20 protein-coding genes and 1 tRNA gene are annotated in these 17,605 nt (G+C 69.2%); 6 read left to right on the forward strand and 15 right to left on the reverse strand.

The features are described 5' to 3' along the window. Positions 1-70 precede the first annotated feature (70 nt). Positions 71-144, forward strand: a tRNA-Gly gene (locus ACFQQC_RS01770). Between the two features lie 334 nt (positions 145-478). Here ACFQQC_RS01770 and ACFQQC_RS01775 read toward each other — a convergent pair. From ACFQQC_RS01775 to ACFQQC_RS01790, 4 genes are all read right to left on the reverse strand, one after another. After that, entirely contained in the window at positions 479-1,984 is a 1,506-nt protein-coding gene (locus ACFQQC_RS01775) for an ATP-binding protein (RefSeq protein ID WP_376859109.1), read from the reverse strand. 25 nt (positions 1,985-2,009) lie between these two features. Further along, positions 2,010-2,351: a response regulator transcription factor gene (locus ACFQQC_RS01780; RefSeq protein ID WP_376859111.1), complete on the reverse strand. Its 342-nt coding sequence runs from the start codon at positions 2,349-2,351 to the stop codon at positions 2,010-2,012. A gap of 106 nt (positions 2,352-2,457) precedes the next feature. Continuing rightward, on the reverse strand, positions 2,458-3,072 hold the full coding sequence (locus ACFQQC_RS01785) for a response regulator transcription factor (protein WP_376859113.1): 615 nt from the start codon (positions 3,070-3,072) through the stop codon (positions 2,458-2,460). A 77-nt stretch (positions 3,073-3,149) separates the two neighbouring features. Beyond that, complete coding sequence (locus ACFQQC_RS01790; protein ID WP_376859114.1) at positions 3,150-4,040, reverse strand: helix-turn-helix transcriptional regulator; 891 nt, start codon at positions 4,038-4,040, stop codon at positions 3,150-3,152. A gap of 143 nt (positions 4,041-4,183) precedes the next feature. On the opposite strand from ACFQQC_RS01790, the gene ACFQQC_RS01795 reads away from it, so the two are divergent. After that, complete coding sequence (locus ACFQQC_RS01795) at positions 4,184-4,813, forward strand: response regulator transcription factor (RefSeq protein ID WP_376859115.1); 630 nt, start codon at positions 4,184-4,186, stop codon at positions 4,811-4,813. Here the strand turns inward: ACFQQC_RS01795 and ACFQQC_RS01800 are convergent. Next, on the reverse strand, positions 4,776-6,275 hold the full coding sequence (locus ACFQQC_RS01800; RefSeq protein ID WP_376859116.1) for a sensor histidine kinase: 1,500 nt from the start codon (positions 6,273-6,275) through the stop codon (positions 4,776-4,778). The genes ACFQQC_RS01795 and ACFQQC_RS01800 overlap by 38 nt on opposite strands. 306 nt (positions 6,276-6,581) lie before the next feature. On the opposite strand from ACFQQC_RS01800, the gene ACFQQC_RS01805 reads away from it, so the two are divergent. Next, entirely contained in the window at positions 6,582-7,415 is an 834-nt protein-coding gene (locus tag ACFQQC_RS01805) for an alpha/beta fold hydrolase (protein ID WP_376860830.1), read from the forward strand. Positions 7,416-7,448: 33 nt separating this feature from the next. After that, a complete protein-coding gene (locus tag ACFQQC_RS01810) occupies positions 7,449-8,153 on the forward strand; it encodes a hypothetical protein (RefSeq protein ID WP_376859117.1) in 705 nt (234 codons plus the stop codon). Positions 8,154-8,180: 27 nt separating this feature from the next. Here the strand turns inward: ACFQQC_RS01810 and ACFQQC_RS01815 are convergent, their stop codons facing one another. The 8 genes from ACFQQC_RS01815 to ACFQQC_RS01850 form a co-directional block, all read right to left on the reverse strand. Further along, positions 8,181-9,155 carry a TraB/GumN family protein gene (locus tag ACFQQC_RS01815; RefSeq protein WP_376859118.1) on the reverse strand — a complete coding sequence of 325 codons (975 nt, stop codon included), beginning with the start codon at positions 9,153-9,155 and terminating at the stop codon, positions 8,181-8,183. 55 nt (positions 9,156-9,210) lie between these two features. Continuing rightward, positions 9,211-9,864 carry a hypothetical protein gene (locus ACFQQC_RS01820; RefSeq protein WP_376859119.1) on the reverse strand — a complete coding sequence of 218 codons (654 nt, stop codon included), beginning with the start codon at positions 9,862-9,864 and terminating at the stop codon, positions 9,211-9,213. A 9-nt stretch (positions 9,865-9,873) separates the two neighbouring features. Beyond that, the gene (locus tag ACFQQC_RS01825; protein WP_141627858.1) at positions 9,874-10,062 is read right to left on the reverse strand and encodes a helix-turn-helix transcriptional regulator; all 189 of its coding nucleotides are present in this window, start codon (positions 10,060-10,062) and stop codon (positions 9,874-9,876) included. Positions 10,063-10,072: 10 nt separating this feature from the next. Continuing rightward, positions 10,073-10,516: a hypothetical protein gene (locus ACFQQC_RS01830; protein ID WP_376859121.1), complete on the reverse strand. Its 444-nt coding sequence runs from the start codon at positions 10,514-10,516 to the stop codon at positions 10,073-10,075. Positions 10,517-10,606: 90 nt separating this feature from the next. Continuing rightward, on the reverse strand, positions 10,607-11,875 hold the full coding sequence (locus ACFQQC_RS01835; RefSeq protein WP_376859122.1) for a DNA recombination protein RmuC: 1,269 nt from the start codon (positions 11,873-11,875) through the stop codon (positions 10,607-10,609). A gap of 217 nt (positions 11,876-12,092) precedes the next feature. After that, positions 12,093-12,695 carry a recombination mediator RecR gene (gene recR / locus ACFQQC_RS01840; protein WP_376859124.1) on the reverse strand — a complete coding sequence of 201 codons (603 nt, stop codon included), beginning with the start codon at positions 12,693-12,695 and terminating at the stop codon, positions 12,093-12,095. After that, the gene (locus ACFQQC_RS01845; protein WP_376859126.1) at positions 12,695-13,021 is read right to left on the reverse strand and encodes a CPCC family cysteine-rich protein; all 327 of its coding nucleotides are present in this window, start codon (positions 13,019-13,021) and stop codon (positions 12,695-12,697) included. The genes recR and ACFQQC_RS01845 overlap by 1 nt, the downstream gene beginning before the upstream one ends. After that, positions 13,021-13,350, reverse strand: a complete 330-nt coding sequence (locus ACFQQC_RS01850; RefSeq protein WP_376859128.1) for a YbaB/EbfC family nucleoid-associated protein — start codon at positions 13,348-13,350, stop codon at positions 13,021-13,023. The genes ACFQQC_RS01845 and ACFQQC_RS01850 overlap by 1 nt, the downstream gene beginning before the upstream one ends. 162 nt (positions 13,351-13,512) lie before the next feature. Here ACFQQC_RS01850 and ACFQQC_RS01855 point away from each other — a divergent pair, with 162 nt between their 5' ends. Beyond that, entirely contained in the window at positions 13,513-14,127 is a 615-nt protein-coding gene (locus ACFQQC_RS01855) for a malonic semialdehyde reductase (protein ID WP_376859130.1), read from the forward strand. A gap of 304 nt (positions 14,128-14,431) precedes the next feature. Here ACFQQC_RS01855 and ACFQQC_RS01860 read toward each other — a convergent pair whose 3' ends face one another. Then, complete coding sequence (locus tag ACFQQC_RS01860; protein ID WP_376859132.1) at positions 14,432-14,869, reverse strand: hypothetical protein; 438 nt, start codon at positions 14,867-14,869, stop codon at positions 14,432-14,434. 93 nt (positions 14,870-14,962) lie between these two features. After that, a complete protein-coding gene (locus tag ACFQQC_RS01865) occupies positions 14,963-16,837 on the reverse strand; it encodes a DNA polymerase III subunit gamma/tau (protein WP_376859134.1) in 1,875 nt (624 codons plus the stop codon). Positions 16,838-16,981: 144 nt separating this feature from the next. Between ACFQQC_RS01865 and ACFQQC_RS01870 the strand changes: the two genes are divergently transcribed. Next, positions 16,982-17,602, forward strand: a complete 621-nt coding sequence (locus tag ACFQQC_RS01870; RefSeq protein WP_376859136.1) for a hypothetical protein — start codon at positions 16,982-16,984, stop codon at positions 17,600-17,602. The last annotated feature ends 3 nt before the right edge of the window (positions 17,603-17,605 follow it).

Below are 17,605 nucleotides of genomic sequence, written 5' to 3' on the forward strand. Positions count from 1 at the left end.
ACGGGACCGCCCTTTCGGACAGTCCCGTCTTGAGGTCCGCAGCCGTTGGCCCTAAGTCAGGGGCGGCTCCGCGGGCATGATGTAGTGGTAGCCTGAAAGCTTCCCAAGCTTTTCGTGCGGGTTCGATTCCCGCTGCCCGCTCCAGCCTCACGCGTCCTCGCCCGGCAGACGGTGAGGATCAGGAACGGCCGCCCGCCCTCGCGCAAAGACCAGGGCCGCAGCTCAACCTTCAACCCCGCCTCGGCGCTGACCCGCGCGGCCTCGCGCAGCAGGATGGCGGCGTCGTCCAGCGGGTCGTCACAAGGAGCGACGAGGAGAAGCGCCGGACCACGGGACCGGCTGTAGGGGGCAGGTGCGGTCTCGATCGACATCGGGCCTCTCCTCGTCGGAACACGAACCGCGGGGCGGGGCCGGTTCGTGTGGGATGAGGATGCGACGACGGCGCGGCGCCGCGCCATTCTCCATCAGGCGCGCCGGGTCAGACCTTGGTGTGATCCCCCTCAACCGGAAAGCGGATCAGGAACAGCGCGCCTCCGCCGGGCGCATTGGACGCGCTGATCCGCCCGCCGTGCGCCTCGACGATGGACCGGCAGATCGGAAGCCCCAGCCCCATGCCGTCAGGCTTGGTCGAATAGAAGCTGTTGAACAGGCTGTCGGGGTCGATGGCTATGCCGGGGCCGTCATCGCTGACCGAGAGGGATACCCCGTCGGCCTCCTCGACGACGGTGATCTGGATCCGCGCCGCCGCCGGCGCAGCCTGGACGGCGTTCATGACCAGGTTGACGAGCACCTGCTGCAGCTGGGTCCGGTCGCCGTGCACGGTCGCGCCGTCCGCCTGCACGACCACCCTGGCGCCCCGCGCCTGCAGCTCGTCGCGCAGGAACAGCAAGGTCTCGTCGACCAGTTCGCGCACCGGGAGGGTCTCGCGCGCGGCGGTGCGTTTGGCCGCCATGCCGCGGACCCGCGCGATCACATCCGCGGCGCGCTGGGCGTCGGCGCCGATGCGGGAGGTCAGGGCGACCGCGCGCTCCACGTCGGGCGTGTCACGGGACAACCAGCGCAGGCTGGCGGCCGCATTGGTGGAGATGGCGGCGAGCGGCTGGTTGACCTCATGCGCGATCGAGGCGGCCAGTTCGCCGAGCATCGACACGCGGGCGGCGTGGGCGAACTCGTCCTGCAGCCGCCGAAGATCAGCCTGGGCGGCGAGGCGTTCGGAGATGTCGATCACCCCGACCAGAAGCGCGCCCTGCACCAGACCTTCATGCGGGAAGGCGGCGGTGAACAGGGCGTCGAACTCGCTGCCGTCCCGACGGCGCAGCCGGGTCTCCGTCATATAGTGACCGCTGCGGCTGATCGCGGCCTTCACCGCCGCAGCATAGACGGCGCTGCTGCTCTCGGGCCAGTAGGGCTCGACCGAGCCGGCGAGGTGCTCGCGCGCGCCGATGCCGAACAGGGTCAGGGTGGTGTCGTTCACATCGACCACCCGGGTCCGCCGCATCATCTCGCGGACGAAGGCGGGGTTGTCGTCGAAATAGCGGGGGAGATCCTCGACACCCTCGGCCTTCAACGCCATCAGCATTCCGCCGACGGGCGAGAAGTCGAGCTCCCAGAAGGCGGCGGCCATGGCCTGGAACAGACTGCTGTAGCGAAGCTCGGACCGCTTCAGCCGATCCTCGACCGCCCGCTGGCCGGTGATGTCGCGGCCGATCTCCACCGTTTCGGTCCGGCCGTCCGATCCCGGCCTGTGCGTCCAGGTCGCGTCGATCAGCAGACGGCGCCCGTCGGCGCCGCGCCGTTCGACGACCGCCTGCGCCTGCTCCGGGGGTGCCACGCCCAGCAAGGACTCCACAGTCGCGCCGACCGCCTCCGTCGCAGAGAGGCCATAGAGCGCCGCCGCGGCGTCGTTCCAGACGCGGACGCGCCCCTGTTCGTCCCAGACGACGACGGTGTCGCGGATCAGGGGGAGGTAGAGCTCCGTGCTCATCGCCGACGCCCCGGGCCGGGACAGATCAGGCCGCCAGCACGCCCTCTATGCAGCGCACGAGGTCGGCTTCCTGGAAGGGTTTCTGCAGCACGCAGATGGCGCCGCTGGCCCGGGCGCGCGCGTGCAGGACCGGCTCGGTGCGGGCCGTGACCATGATCACCGGCGTCGTCACGCCAAGCCGGTCGAGGCGCTGCTTCAGCTCGATGCCGCTGAGGCCCGGCATCTGGATGTCGGTGATGATGCAGTCGCTGCGCGACGCCTCCGGATCGTCCAGGAAGGCCTCGGCCGAGGCATAGGTGGTCACGCGGTAACCGAGGGAGTCGAGCAGGCCCGACATGGCGATCCTCAGCGAGTCGTCGTCCTCCACGACAGATACGGAAGAGCTGAGAGGCAAGCTGACGGTCTTTCACAGGCGCCGGAAGGGCCGGGCGAACATGACCGCGAATGATCGACTGCGAAATCATACTCTCGTGTTAGTCCGCGATCCGGGCGAGCAGGTCCGCCATCCGCACGAGGTCCGGCAGGGACCGGGCGCCCATCTTGCGCATGGCCGAGCCCCGATGGATCTTCACCGTGACCTCGCTGATATCGAGGTCGCCCGCGACCTGCTTGTTCATCAGCCCCGCGCTGACCCGCTGCATCACCTCGCGCTCCCTCTGGGACAGGGTCGCATAGCGGGCGCGCAGGTCATCGCCGTCTGCGTCCGAGGCGCGGCGCGCGCGATCCCGGTCCAGCGCCACCGAAACGGCGTCCAGCAGATCCTGGTCGCGGAACGGCTTGGTCAGGAAATCGACCGCCCCGGCCTTCATGCCCTGGACCGACATGGGGATGTCCCCGTGCCCGGTCATGAAGATCACCGGCAGATGGATGCCCAGCCCGGCCATACGGCCATGGAACTCCATCCCGCTGCCGCCGGGCAGACGCACGTCCAGCAGGACGCAGCCGGGACCGGTCCAGCCGCGCGCCTCGATGAATTCCGACGTCGAACCATAGCCCCGCGCCTCCAGACCGACGGACTCGAGCAGGGCCTGCACCGCCTCGCGCACAGGCTGGTCGTCATCGACCACATGAATGACAGCCTCAGGCAATCCGGTCCCTCCCCGGCGGAGGGTGCCACGTCTCCCGAGGCCGGACCATTCATCCAAAAGGATGAAACCGGCGGCCGTCAGCCTGTCGACATCGCCTGACGATAGCGGCCCGGGCTGACGCCGACCGCCCGGGTGAAGGCGCGGGTGAAATTGGCCTGGCTGGAGAACCGGCAGGCCAGGGCGATGTCCCCCAGGCTGTCGGCGCCGTGGGCCAGTCGCTGCTTGGCCCGGTCCAGACGACGCGCGCTCAGATAGGCGTGCGGCGTGATGCCGAGGGTGGACTGGAAGGCCCGCGCGAAGTGGAAGACGCTGACGCAGGCGACCTCGGCCATGTCGGTCAGGGTCATGTCGCGTTCAAGGTTGTCGTTGATGTAGGCCAGGACGCGTTCCAGCCGGCGCTGGTCGAGCAGCCCCGCGCCCCTGTGCAGGACGGCGGGGCGGGCCTGCTCGGCATGATCCGCCGCGAGCGTCGCGATCAGGTCCACCGCGAGCGCGTCCATCTGCAGGCCGCCGGCGGCGCCCTCCCCGACCAGTTCGCACCGGATACGCCGGAGCAGGTCCAGAACACGGGGGTTGTCGACCCGGGCCTGATAGCGCAGGTCCTGCGCCCGGAAGCCGAGCGTGCCCACTTCGCCGAGCAGGAAGCTGTGCCGGGGGATGTAGACGTGCAGCACGCTGGGGATATCGGCGGACAGGCGTGTCGCCTCTTCCTGGATATCGGCCGGGCAGAGCCAGGTGGTGCCCGGCGTGGCCGACACCTCCTGCCGGACGCCGCCGGAAGCGCGGGACGACACCGCGGACTGGTCGTCCCGGAGGATCTGGGTGATCTCGGCGTTGCGCGGGGTGAATGCGCCGATCTCGCCCGCGCCATGGCTGCGGATTTCGGCGGCGATCAGCGTCCAGGGCCGATCCGCTGATGTCGCCAGAAGACTGGCGTCCCTGAATTTCGCCGCGCCGTGGCCGTCCATCAGCCCCTCCCGACGACGGGCAGGGAACCGCGTTTGCGACCGAGGTTCAACCCCGGAGCGAAATGGAAACCGCAAACCTTGAAAAGACTGCGCGACCGTATTGGTGCAAGCTTGGGCTGTCCGCCTCCCAACCGACGCTCGCCATGCCGCCGCTGATCCACATCGTCGATGACGACAGCCTGCTCCGGGAAGCCCTCCGGGGCCTGCTGCGCTCGATGAGCTACGAGACGATGGAACACGGCTCCATCGAGGCCTTCATGGCCGCTGACAAGGGCGAGCGGGCGGGCTGCGTACTGGTCGATGTGCGCCTGCCGGACGGCAACGGCCTGGACCTGCAGGGGCGTATGGCGGCGCAGGGACTGCAGCAGCCCGTCATCATCATGACCGGATACGGCGACATCGCCATGAGCGTTCGCGCCATGAAGGCCGGCGCGGTCGACTTCCTGACCAAGCCGGTGCGGGACCAGGACCTGTTCGACGCCGTCGTCGCCGCCGTCGCGCGCGATCAGGCGCGATTGGGGGAGCGGGAGAACGCCGCCGAACTGGAGCGCCGCTACGCCAGCCTTTCGCCGCGCGAGCGACAGGTGATGACGCTGGTCACGGCGGGACGGCTGAACAAGCAGGCGGCGGCCGAGTTGTCGCTGAGCGAGGCCACCATCAAGACCCACCGCAAGTCGGCGATGCAGAAGATGAAGGCGATCACCCTGGCGGACTGGGTGCGGATGGCCGACCGGCTTACGCATCCGGAGCAGAGCCCGGCGCCGGCAAGCTGACGACGAAGGTGGCGCCCGGCCCCGGGCGCGTCTCCAGCCAGATGCGTCCGCCCAGCGCCTCAACGGTGTTGCGGCAGATGGCCAGCCCCATTCCCATGCCGCCGGGCCTGCCCGAGATGAACGGTTCGAACAGATGGGCGCGCAGGTGCGGGGCCACGCCCGGTCCGTGGTCGGTGACGGCGATCTGGACCCTGTCCTCCACCGCGCGCACCTGAACGTTCAGATCCCGCGGCGCGGGACCGGCGGTCATGGCCTGCAGGCCGTTGACCATCAGGTTCACAAGCACCTGCTGCATCTGGACCGGGTCCGCCAGCACCCTGGGCAGGTCTTCCGCGGCGTCCAGATGCACGGAGGCGTCGTGCAGCCGGAGCTCGCGGTCGATCAGGATGGCGGCGACACGCGCGGTCTCCGCCAGATCGATCGGCTGCACGTCCGGCGGCGAGGCGCTGAGGAAGTCGCGGGTTCGACCGACCACCTCCTGGGTGCGGCTGGCGTCCACCACGGCCCGATCCAGCGCCTGCTCGGCCTCCGGCAGGTTGGGCGCGTCCCGACGGAGCCAGCGCAGCGCCGCCTGCACATTGGCGAGAATGGAGGCCAGGGGCGTGTTGACCTCGTGCGCGATGGAGGCCGTCAGCGCCCCGACGGTGGAAATCCGGGACGCGCGCGCCGCCTCCGTCTGGGCCTCGACCAGCCGGGTCTGCAGCCGCTTGTAATCGGTGACGTCCAGGGCGGTGACGAGGATGTCCCGGAAGCCATCCAGGGTCGTCGGCAGGGCGGCGGTGAACAGGCAGTCCAGATGTGAGCCGTCCGGCCGGACGATATGGGTTTCGGACCGGTAGAAGGCGTCGCCGCGCCCGAAGGCGACCAGCCACTGGCCGAAGGTCTGGTCACTGTCCGGCAGGAGCCGGTCCAGCGGTCCGATCAGATCGGCCTTCGACCCCGCGCCCATCATGCGGACCGCGAAGGCGTTCACGTCCTTGACCATGACCCGCCGGCGGAGCGCCCGCGCCTCGTCCGGCCGCGCCGCATACCAGGCGCCGATATCGTGCACCCCCGCCAGCTTCAGATCCCGGATCGCCTCTCCCACGGCGGTCCAGTCCTCGCGCCAGAGGGACAGTCCGGGACGCTCGAACAGGGTGGCGCGCCAGTGCGCCTCGACGGCCTCGGCGCGCCTCTGACGGCGGGACAGCATCAGGCCGACCAGAAGGATGACCGCGCCGGCGCCCCACAGGAAAGCCTGCGTCTCGCCCGCGATCAGGGCCAGGGCGCCGCCGAGGAACATCACGCCCAGCGCCCCGACCATGGCGACCTCGGTGCGGCTGACCGGCAGACGGTCGGGAGCTGGGCGGTTGACGACCCAGTCGGGCACGGCCGCGCCGGGCGACCGGTCGAAGTCGTCCGGTGTCGGCCAGAGCGAGAAGACCTCCTTCCCGGCGCCGCCAGATCTGATCCCGTCGTTCATCGCCCCGCCCGAACCTCGACGCCCCCACGCCTTGGGCGATCACAGTACGTCCACAGCGTGGCGTCCATAATACCAAAGGTGAAGGGGCGTGGCCGAATGGCCGAGTGTTCAGCGCGGGAACCGTCGGCGATCCTTCTACTGCAACCCAGTCGGAGCCCGACCATGTCCCCAGAGCCCGCCACCGCCGCCACGGACGCCTCGCGTCGAGGCCTGCTCCTCGGGGCCGGCGCGCTTGGACTGGCGACCGCCCTGCCCGGTCAGGCCTCGGCCTCGGCCATTCCCCCGATCCATTCCGGAGAGCAGACCATGTCCTTCATCACCACCAGCGACGGCACGCGGATCTTCTACAAGGACTGGGGGCCCAAGGACGCCACGCCCATCGTCTTCCACCATGGCTGGCCGCTGAGTGCGGACGACTGGGACAACCAGATGCTGTTCTTCCTGGCCGAGGGCTATCGGGTGATCGCCCATGATCGCCGCGGACACGGACGTTCGGACCAGACCTGGACCGGCAATGAGATGGACACCTATGCCGCCGACGTCGCGGCGCTGGCCAGCGCGCTGGATCTGCGCGGCGCGATCCACATCGGTCACTCGACCGGCGGCGGCGAGGTCGCCCGCTATGTCGCCCGCCACGGCGGAGGCGGACGGGTCGCCAAGGCGGTGCTGATCGGCGCGGTCCCGCCGCTGATGGTCCGGACGCCGGCCAATCCGGGCGGTCTACCGCTGGAGGTGTTCGACAGCTTCCGCGCGGCGCTGGTCGCCAACCGCGCCCAGTTCTATCGCGACGTGCCCAGCGGCCCCTTCTACGGCTTCAATCGCCCGGGCGCCCAGCCGCAGGAAGGCGTGATCGCCAACTGGTGGCGGCAGGGCATGATGGGCGGGGCCAAGGCCCACTACGACTGCATCAAGGCCTTCTCGGAGACCGACTTCACCGACGACCTCAAGGCCATCGCCGTGCCGACGCTGGTGATGCACGGGACGGACGACCAGATCGTCCCCATCGGCGCCTCGGCCCGCCTGTCCGCCCCCCTGCTGCGGAACGCCACGACCAAGATTTACGACGGGCTGGGCCATGGCCTGTGCACGATCAATCCGGACGTCGTGAACCCGGACCTGCTGGCCTTTATCCGAAGCTGACGCTCCCCTTTCGCCCTCCACAGGAGACGCCCGATGAACGCCCTGAGCCTCCTCGCCTGCCTTGCCGCCCTGATCTTGCCCTGCGCCGCGGCGGCCCAGGCCATCACCTCCCCGCCCCAGCCCGCCGAGACGGCGGCCTTCGATATCGTCCGCACCGATGTCAGGTCGGAGGGGGCCGATGTGGTCTTCACCGTCCAGGTCCGGGGCGAGGCCGGGGAAGTGAAGCCCAAGGCGGTCGGCCAGTTCGCCGGCAGCGCTGTGTTCAGCTATGTCTGGCCGACCTCGCTGGACAGCGCGTCGGTCGGGTTCGAGAGCGATCAGGGCATTCTGGCGCTCGCGGTCACCTTCCATCCCGACTTCGACGACGCGGCCTATGGCGGGGTCAATCGCCACGTCTGGCATCCGCACTGGGTGGTGCTGGTTCCGGACGAGGCCTGCGGTCCGGGCGCCCTGAAGGTGCGCGACATCCCGGCGGGAACCACGCCCCGGGTGCCCGCGACCTGGCCCAATGTCCCCCTGCTGATCGACAGTCCGGACTATCCGACCCGGCTGGGCGGGGATCTGGTCACGGTGCGCATCCCCGCCGGGGTCATCGGCGCCCCCGAGGGGGTCAGGTTCGACGGCGTGACCTCGGCCCTGCTGGTCAACGCCAACCTTCACGCCCCCCTGCTGTGCATCTCGGACGTGTTCGACGTCGCCTCGGGCGATCTGAGCCTGCCGGGACGCATCCAGCCCTGATGCGTCCCGAAGGCGACAGCGCGCCGGTTACTCGACCCGCGTGGCGGTGACGCCGCGCTGGGCCAGGATCGACTGGACGCTGTCATCGCCGACCAGATGCGCCGCACCGACGGCGATGAAGGCCGTGCCCGAGCCCTCCAGCAGGGTCTGGATCTGGCCCGCCCAGTTGACGTTCCGGCGAGTCAGCAGGGTGTCATAGACGACCAGATTGTCTTCCTTCATCTCGTCGACGGCATAGCGTTCGATGGCCGCGACATCGCCAGCGGCCCACGAACCGACCAGACGGTCCAGCTCGACCGTGGCGTTGTCGAAGGTCTCCAGCGTGCTGCGCAGGAAGTCGAGCTGGGCGTCATCCGGCAGGCCGGCGATGAGGCCCACCTGCTCCTCGAGCGTCTCGAAGCCGTGGAGCGGCTTGCCGGCGGCCTGGGCGCGGGCCTTCAGGACCAGTTCGACACCCGACGCCGGATCGTAACCCGCCTTGACCAGCGGGGCCATCGACAGGGTCAGGCCCGCCAGCCACGGACGGTAGATGTCCAGTTGGGCGGCCGGGACGCCGATCGAGGCGGCGGCGGCCTGGAGGTCGGCGTTCTCCTCGGCGTTCAGCAGGCTGGACAGCGGGGTCTGCGGCGACAGGCCAAGACGCTGGACGAGCGGCATCATGCTCGCGGTGTCATCGGGGTTGGTGACCTCGAACCAGATCTGGTCGGCGCTGTCGAAGGCCTGGTCGACGCGGTCGGTGGCCCAGCCGGTGGTGGGACGCAGGACGTGGACCGTGCCGAACAGATAGATGGTCGAGTCCGCATCGCGGATGACCCAGAGGGCCGGACCGGCGCCCTCGGCCCGGGGCGTTGCGACGGGGGCGGCGGTCGGCGCGGCGGTCTGGGCGAGGGCCTGGACCGGCTGGAAGGCGATGGCGGCGGCCAGGCCGAGGCCCAGCATGGCGCCGAGGGCGTTGCGGCCAGCGGCGGCGGCGGTGGTTTTCAGGCGTGAGGCGAGCGTCATTGGAAGTCTCTCCTTGAAAGGCGGTTCGGGGAAGAAAAGCGGTTGGACGAGGCGATCAGGCCAGGCCGCGACGCATGGTCACGATCATGGAGACCACCAGATAGACGCCCATCAGGACGACATAGACATCCCAGGCGGTGATCGGCGGGGCGACGGCGAGGCGCTCGGCGGCGGCCCAGAGGAACAACAGCCCCTGCCCCAGCCAGAAGGTCACGGCCCCGGCCTCGACCACGGTGCGGCGGAACAGTTCGTCCACCGAGCGGTAGAGCTGCAGGTTCAGGATGGTGTGTACGGCCAGCAGGAAGCCAACCCCGGCAAGACCGGCCCAAGGGGCGACGGCGAGGCCGGACAGGATCATCGGCAGAGGCAGGATGACGGCGGACAGGCCGGTCACGGCCGCCTGGATGCGGGCGGTGCGGATCTCGTCGTCACCGGCAGGCCCTTCAAGCTTGAGCATCCGGCCGAGACCGGCGCGGTTCAGGGTGATGGCCCAGGTCGCGGCGCCGGCGATCAGCAGGATGACGGCCAGCAGGCCAGCGACGATATCGGCCCAGCGGACGCCCGAGAAGTCGGGCTCGAGACCCGGGAAGTAGTCGGCGGCGACATGGCCGGCGAGGTAGCCGAGCGCGCCGCAGACGGCGCCCGCACCGGCGGCCTTGAGCAGGCCGCGGGCCCAATCGGGCATGGAGGCGGGGAAGAGGCGGGACATGGCTGTCTCCTATTCCGAGAAGATGGATTCGATGGGTTGTTCGAAAACCCGGGCGATCTTGAAGGCGAGCGGGAGGGAGGGGTCGTAGCGACCCGTCTCCAGCGCGTTGACGGTCTGGCGGGACACGCCGAGGGCCTCGGCCAGGTCAGCCTGGCTCCAGTTGCGCTCGGCGCGAAGGACCTTGAGACGGTTGTTCATGACGGGGCCCTCACCGGCGCTGCGCCCACCAGGCGACCCAGCCGATCGTGTAGCCGACCAGCAGGAAGCCGAGCGTCAGGGTCATGCCGAAGGCCAGGACCTCGTTCGACGTCAGGCCTGTCAGGATAGTCTGGTCCTCGCGGCTCAGCAGCGTCAGGAGCACCGCGCCCCCGACCGCCATGCCGGAGCAGCCGCCCCACCACCAGGCCCATTTGTGGGCTTCGCGGGCGGCCTCGTCGATCCGCCGCCACCACCAGACGCACAGCCCCATGGCGATCGCCATGACAGTACCGTTGATCAGCAGGTTGACGACAAAGCCGGTCACGCCGGGCAGGTTGTCGGTCATGATGCTGGCGATGCCCGCCAGCAGGCCGGCGAGACCGGACAAGCCCATGATCAGCAGGAAGGCCTTCGGCCCCGCGATCGGCGGTTTGGGTTTGGCGGACGACGCCATGACAAGCTCCCATGTCTGTTTGACAAGGGTGTTTTACAACAGCGTCAGAACTTGTCAAGCGCCCTTGTCAATTAGACGCCAAGACTTGTCCTATCCGTTATCCGTCAGGCTGAGGCGGGCGCTTTCGACCAGCTCCGGACGGCTGAGCGTCCGGGGCGACGGCTCGACCGGCGGCAGCTCCGGGATGTCCTTGCCCTCGTGGTCGACCTGCAGGTCCTCGAACCGCTTGGCCGAGACCATGACCTGGCTCTCCAGCGAGCCGACGAACTGGTTGTAGCGATTGACGGCGGCGTCGAGCGCCTTGCCGACCGAGGCGGCGTGGCCGCCCATGACGGACAGACGCTTGTAGAGCTCCTTGCCCAGCTTCGCGACGTCCTCGGCGTTCTTCGCCTGCTCCTCGGCGCGCCAGCCGTAGGCGACGGCCTTGCACAGGGCGAACAGGGTGGTCGGGGTGACGATGACCACGCGCGAGGCCATGGCGTCGGTCAGCAGGTTCGGCTCGTGGTCCAGCGCGGCGGCGAGGAAGGCGTCGCCGGGCACGAACAGGGCGACGAAGTCCGGGCTGGGCTTGAACTGGTCCTGATAGGCCTTGGACGCCAGCTGACGCATGTGGGTCTTCAGGCTGTTGGCGATGCGGACCGAACGGGCGTGGGCGCGCGTCTCCTCATCACCCTGATCGAGACTGTCGTCGAAGGCCAGCGGCACCTTGGCGTCGATGACGAACATGCCGCCACCGGGCAGGCGCACGATGAAGTCGGGTCGCTGCTGACGGCCCTCGTCATTGGCGGAGGAGTTCTGCTCCTCGAAGTCGAAGCGACCGGCCATGCCGGCGGCCTCCAGCACATTGCGGCAGGTCTGTTCACCCCAGCGACCGCGACGGCCGGTATTGCCGCGCAGGGCCTCGGTCAGCTTGCGGGCCTCGTCGCGGGTGGCGGTGGAGGCGGTCATCAGCTGGGCCAGCTGTTCCTTCAGCCCGCCGGTCTCCTCGGCGCGGGTCTTCTCGAGCGCGGCCACGTGCTCCTGGAATTTGGCCAGGGTCTCGGCGACCGGCTTGAGCTGGGCGTCCATCCGCTGCTGGGCCAGAAGCTCGCGGTTGCGGAAGGTCTCGTCCGTGCGCTTCAGCATCTCCTCGGCGGCGGTCTGGGCCGACTGGGCGGCCTGGGCGCGCAGGAGTTCGGTCTGGGTGGCGGCGGCGTCCTCGGCCAGGTGCAGCCGGGCCTCGGTGGCGGCGAAGCGCTGGGACAGATCCCACGCCCGGGCGTCGGCGGCGGCGGCGCGGCGACGCTCCATCAAGGCCCATGCAAGCGCGATCAGGGCGACAACGGCGGCGGCGATGGCGGCGACGAGAGAAGCGTTCATGCTCCGTTCCTTACCGGGAGTCGGAGGCCTGCGCCACGGCGATGGGAAGACGAGACACGGGAGACGGTGGAGACGGGCGAAATACACCGTCTATGCCGTCTATCCCGTCTATCCCGTCTATCGGCCGGGAGCGGGCAGGCGGCGAGGCAAGGAATACCGAGGAGGGTCATGCGCACATCATGCCCGCCCGATGCGTCATTTCTGGTCGTACGCCCGATCAGGCCGGACGTCTGGCCCTGAGCGCCTGGACGATGGTGCCGTCGTCCAGCCAGTCCAGTTCGCCGCCGACGGGGACGCCGCGGGCGAGGCTGGTGATCTCCACGCCGTCACCGGCGAGGCGTTCGGCGAGGTAATGGGCCGTGGTCTGGCCGTCGACGGTGGCGGGCAGGGCCAGCACCACCTCGCGCGCCTCGCCGCCGCGCACCCGCCCGACCAGTTCGGCCACCCGCAGGGCGTCCGGGCCGACGCCGTCGAGCGCCGACAGCAGGCCGCCCAGCACATGGTATTTGCCGCGGAAGGCGCCGGAGCGCTCCATGGCCCACAGGGCGCCGGCCTCCTCGACCACGCAGATCAGGCCGTTGTCGCGGGCGCCGTCCGAACAGATGGAGCAGGGATTACGGGTGTCCGGCGCGCCGCAGACGCTGCAGGAGGTGACCTTCTCGGCCGTCTCGGCGAGCGAGGCCGCGAGGGGGACAAGCAACTGCTCGCGCTTCTTCAGCAGGGCCAGCGCCGCGCGGCGGGCCGAGCGGGGGCCCATGCCCGGCAGCTTGGCCAGCAGGCTGATGAGGCGTTCGATCTCAGGTCCGGCGGAGGCGGCCATCAGGTTTCCAGCCAGTAGGGCGCGCCGACGCTTCGACCCTGCAGGTCCCGCGGGCCGTCCAGCGGACGCCAGGCCGGGTCGGCGAGATCGTCGGCCGGCGGGCGAACGTGGGCCGAGAAGCGCGGATCGCTGACCCCGGCGGTGATGAAATAGATCTGGGCCTCGGCCAGGCTGACGGCGTTGGCGCCGTCCCGCAGGAGCGGATTGCCCAGCTGGGCGCCGTCATCCTCCCACCAGCAGATCGGGCAGACCTCGGACGACCCCCAGCCCTCGGCGAGGGTCTGGTAGCCACAGCAGGGGCAGGTCGTCCGCAGGGCCTGGCCCATCAGAAGAGTTTGGGCATGCCGGGGATGTTCATCCCCGCCATCGGGCCGGCGGCCTCGCGCATCAGGGCCCCGTTGGCCTCGTCCAGCTTGCGCTTGGCGTCTGCGTGGGCGGCGACGATCAGGTCGGCCAGGATCTCGCCCTCGCCGGGAGCCATCAGGCTGTCGTCGATCGCGATGCCGGTGATCTCGCCCGCGCCCTTGAGGGACACGGTGACGAGGCCGCCGCCGGAGGTGCCGGAGGCGACGGTGTCGGCCATTCGGGCCTGGGCGTCCTGCAGACGCTGCTGCATCTGCTGGGCCTGCTGCATAAGGGCGTTGAGGTCTTTCATGCTCCCTAGATAGGCGGTTCGCCGCGCTGGCGACAGGGGGTTTGAGCGCGACCGAACGTCGATCCGCAACAGAAAATGTTCCAGAACCCCTTGGCGACCGGAGCGCGCCCGCCTATTTCGCATCCGCTGCTGTTGCAGTTGATTTTCAGGAGGGACCATTCGATGGCCTTTGACGCTCTGACCGACCGCGACGCCCCGCTTTCCGACGCCGCCCTTGCCCAACTTTTCACCGAAGCCCGCACCCGCAACGGCTGGACGGATCGTCCCGTGCCGGAGGCCCTGCTGCGCAAGCTGTACGACCTGACCAAATTCGGCCCGACGGCGGTGAACAACACCCCGGCCCGCTTCGTCTTCGTCACCTCGCCGGAAGCCAAGGCGCGTCTGATCTCGCTGATGAGCGAAGGCAACCGGGCCAAGACGGCCCAGGCGCCGGTGACGGTGATCATCGGCCAGGACCTGGATTTCCCCGAGACCCTGCCGGTCCTGTTCCCGCACGCCCCGGGCGCCAAGGACTGGTTCGGCGACGAAGCGATGCGCCGCGAGAGCGCCTTCCGCAACAGCTCGCTGCAGGGCGGCTATCTGACCATCGCCGCGCGGGCGCTGGGTCTGGATGTGGGACCGATGTCGGGCTTCGACGCCGCGGCGGTGAAGGCCGAGTTCTTCCCGAACTCGAACGTCGAGCCGAACTTCATCATGAACCTGGGCTACGGCTCGGACGAGAACCTGTTCCCGCGCTCGCCGCGACTGGCGTTCGAAGAGGCGTCGCAGATCCTCTAGGGTCGAGGCCCTTGTCATCCCGGCCGAAGCGAAGCGGAGAGACGGGACGGGACGGGATGCCCCAACGCCTTCCCTCCCGGAAATCGCGTAGCGGTTATCCGGGAGACGGGCGGCCATCGCTCCCGCGTCTACCTGTCGCCCGGATCGCTGCTGACGCAGCGTCCGGGCGTCTTGTGTTTCAGGTCGGAGCGTCCCGGATCACCGCTTCGCGGCGTCCGGGATGACAAGGGTTCCGGGGCTGGCCCAAAAGCGGATGCAGTGGACGGCTGCTATGGGGCGAGAGCCGAACTTCGCCCAAGGGTGGTCAGAGACTGGCTGCCACGGGACGGCGCCAACCATATGCGATCATCCAGACGATCAAGCCTGTGAAAAGCCCCGCAGCACAAAAGACGCGGAAGAAGCCCCAATGCACACTATCGAAGTCGCTCGTCAGAAGTAGAACGACAAGCGCGCCCAATATCGCGCCAAGGAGGCCGAATATCCAGCCTCTCACAAGCTCGAGTCTATGAAGCACGGCCCAAATTAGAAACGACATCAATATAACAGGCGAACCAAACAGTGCACCAAGGAGAGAATGCCCCGCGGCGGCAACAATGAAATCGACTACTCCGATGTTGAGGCCGCCAGGGTTCCAATCCGAGGGGCTGAGGATTGGACTCAGGAGGGCGACAAACAGCCCTGGGCAGAGGAAAGCGGCTACAACCGCCAAGGCTTTCCGGGAGTATGGATCGAGCTTCTGCAAGACGCCTCCCCTCGAAGACACGCGGTTCTTATACACCATGGAAACCGGCTTGCGCCTCAACACCCGAAACGGGTCGGAAGCCGCCCCTGCCCCTCAGTCTTCCTCGTCCGATTCGTCCGGGATCACCGGCAGCTCCACCGGCGCGGCGGTGACGCGGATTTCGCCGATCTTCGCGCCCGGGAAGGCTTCCATGATGGCCACGACGAAGGGGTCCGCCTCGACCTCGGCGCGCTCCTGGGCGCGTCTCTTCTTGTCGATCTCGATGATGGTCTCGCCGCCGCCCTGGCCGTTGGCGGCGATCAGCCAGGTGCGGCCGGTCCATTCGCGCAGACGGCCGGACAGGCGCCGGGCCAGATCGAACGGGGCGCCGGGCGCGCTTTCATAGGTGATGGCGCCGGGCTTGAAGGCCACCGGCTTGACGAAGCGCTGCACGTCCATCTGCAGGCCGACCTCGCGCTTCTCGCCGATCAGGGCGACGACCTGCTCGAAGGACTGGGGGTCCGGCAGGGCGGGCGCAGCCATGGGTCGGGCGGCTAGCTGGGCGGACGCGCCGCCGCCTCCCCCGCCGCCGACGCGCTGGCCCGAGCCGGGGCCGCCGCCGACCGGTTCGCCGTCGCGCAGGGCCTTGAGCGCCTCCTCGGGTCCCGGCAGATCGGCGGCATAGGCCAGACGCACGATGGCCATCTCCACGGCGTCGGCGGGATTGGGCGCGCGCCGGACCTCGTCCAGCGCCTTGAGCAGCATCTGCCAGGTGCGCGACAGGGTTCCGGCCGAGATGACCGCGCCGAGCGCCGTCAGCTTCTGGGCCTGATCATTGGGCAGGCGGGTGGCGTTGGGCCCCAGCATCTTGGCCACCGAGGCGGCGTGGCAATGCTCGAGCAGGTCGTTGGTCACCTGCACCGGATCGGCGCCATAGCCGTAGAGGGTGCGGAACAGCTCCAGCGCCTCGGGTGTGCGGCCGGCCATGATCGCCTCGAACAGGGCGATGGTCTGGGTGCGATCGGCCAGACCCAGCATGTCGCGCACGACCGTGGCCTGGACCGTCTCGCCGCGCTCGCCCTGCACAAGGGCCTGATCGAGCAGCGACAGGCCGTCGCGGACCGAGCCCTCGGCCGAGCGGGCGATCAGGGCCAGCGCCTCCTGCTCGATCTTCATGCCTTCGCGATCGGCGACCCGGCCGAGGTGTTCGACGAGGATTTCCGGCTCGACGCGGCGCAGGTCGAAACGCTGGCAGCGGGACAGAATGGTCACCGGGACCTTGCGGATCTCGGTGGTGGCGAAGATGAATTTGGCGTGGGGCGGCGGCTCCTCCAGCGTCTTCAGCAGGGCGTTGAACGCCTGCGTCGACAGCATGTGGACCTCGTCGAGGACATAGACCTTGTACCGCGCCTCGACCGGGGCGTAGCGGACGCTTTCAAGGATATCGCGGATGTCGTTGACGCCGGTGTGGCTGGCGGCGTCCATCTCCATGACGTCCATGTGCTGGCCGGCCATGATGGCGGCGTCGTGCACGCCGTTGGCCGACAGCTCCAGCGACGGGCGGTCGATGACGTCGGTCTCGTTGTTCAGGGCGCGGGCCAGCAGGCGGGCCGTGGTCGTCTTGCCGACCCCCCGCACGCCGGTGAGCATGAAGGCGTGGGCGATGCGGCCCGTGGCGAAGGCGTTGGTCAGGGTGCGCACCATCGCCTCCTGACCGATCAGGTCCTCGAAGGTGCGCGGGCGGTATTTGCGGGCCAGCACCTGATAGGCGGCGTCATCGCCCTCGGCGGGTTCAGCGGCGGGTGCGGGTTTGGAAGCGGCGGGGGGCGCGGCGGCCTGCACAGGGGCGGGCGCAGGTTCAGGCGCGGGTTCAGGCGCGACGGGCGGGGCGCCGAACATGTCGTCGGTGTTGGGGTCGCGCTCTTCCACCGCCTCGGGGGCGTCTTCGTCCCACGGGGGGCCGTCGAGATTCGGGTCCACGTCGCTCATGCGCCAGTCTTAACCCGCCGCAGCGCCGGGGCGAAGGGGCTGGGGCACGGAGTTGTGGGTGGTCTGACACGCCGCGACATCGTCAACGGGTTGTGAGGCCCGAGGGGCGTGCTACCGTGCCGGGCAAGGGGAGCGATCATCGACATGTTCAAGGTTATTTCCGCGACCGCGCTGGCCGCCGGTCTGCTGTTCGCCGCGCCGGTCGCGGCGGAGCCGTTCGACACCTTCCACGACCTGTGTTTCGCCACCCATGGCGACAGGCCGGCGGCGCACGCCGAAGCAAAGCGTCGCGGCTGGACTGAAATCCCGACCGAAGCGCTCGGCGACATGGCGGAAGAGATGTTCCGGGAGTTGGTGATGCACACCAATTTCAATCCGGCCACCGGTGAGGCGACAGACGGCGCGCCCGGACTGCTGCTGACCGGCTGGGGCGATGGCGAGGAGATGATGGGCGCCGAAAGCGTGGTGGTGGAAATCTGCAGCCTGATGTCGCCGGAGCTCGAGCTTGAGGACGCCGAGCAGCGTCTGACCGCACTGGTGGGGGCGCGGGCCGTCGCACCGGACGAAGAGAAGATGTGGCTCTACTCCCGGGTCGATGGCCGGTACGTCTCGGAAGCGGCGCTGCAGGAATTCGCCGGCGGCGAGATCGAGGCGGTCGCCCGACAGCGGGATCTCTACGTCGCCTTCGCCATGGAGGATGACGGCGCGCGCGTGCTGATGCTGGGCGCCGTGCGATCGGTGCTCCGCCTGCGCGAGGGCCGCTGAGTT

This window comes from Brevundimonas sp. GCM10030266 (assembly GCF_042666595.1).
GTDB lineage: Bacteria > Pseudomonadota > Alphaproteobacteria > Caulobacterales > Caulobacteraceae > Brevundimonas.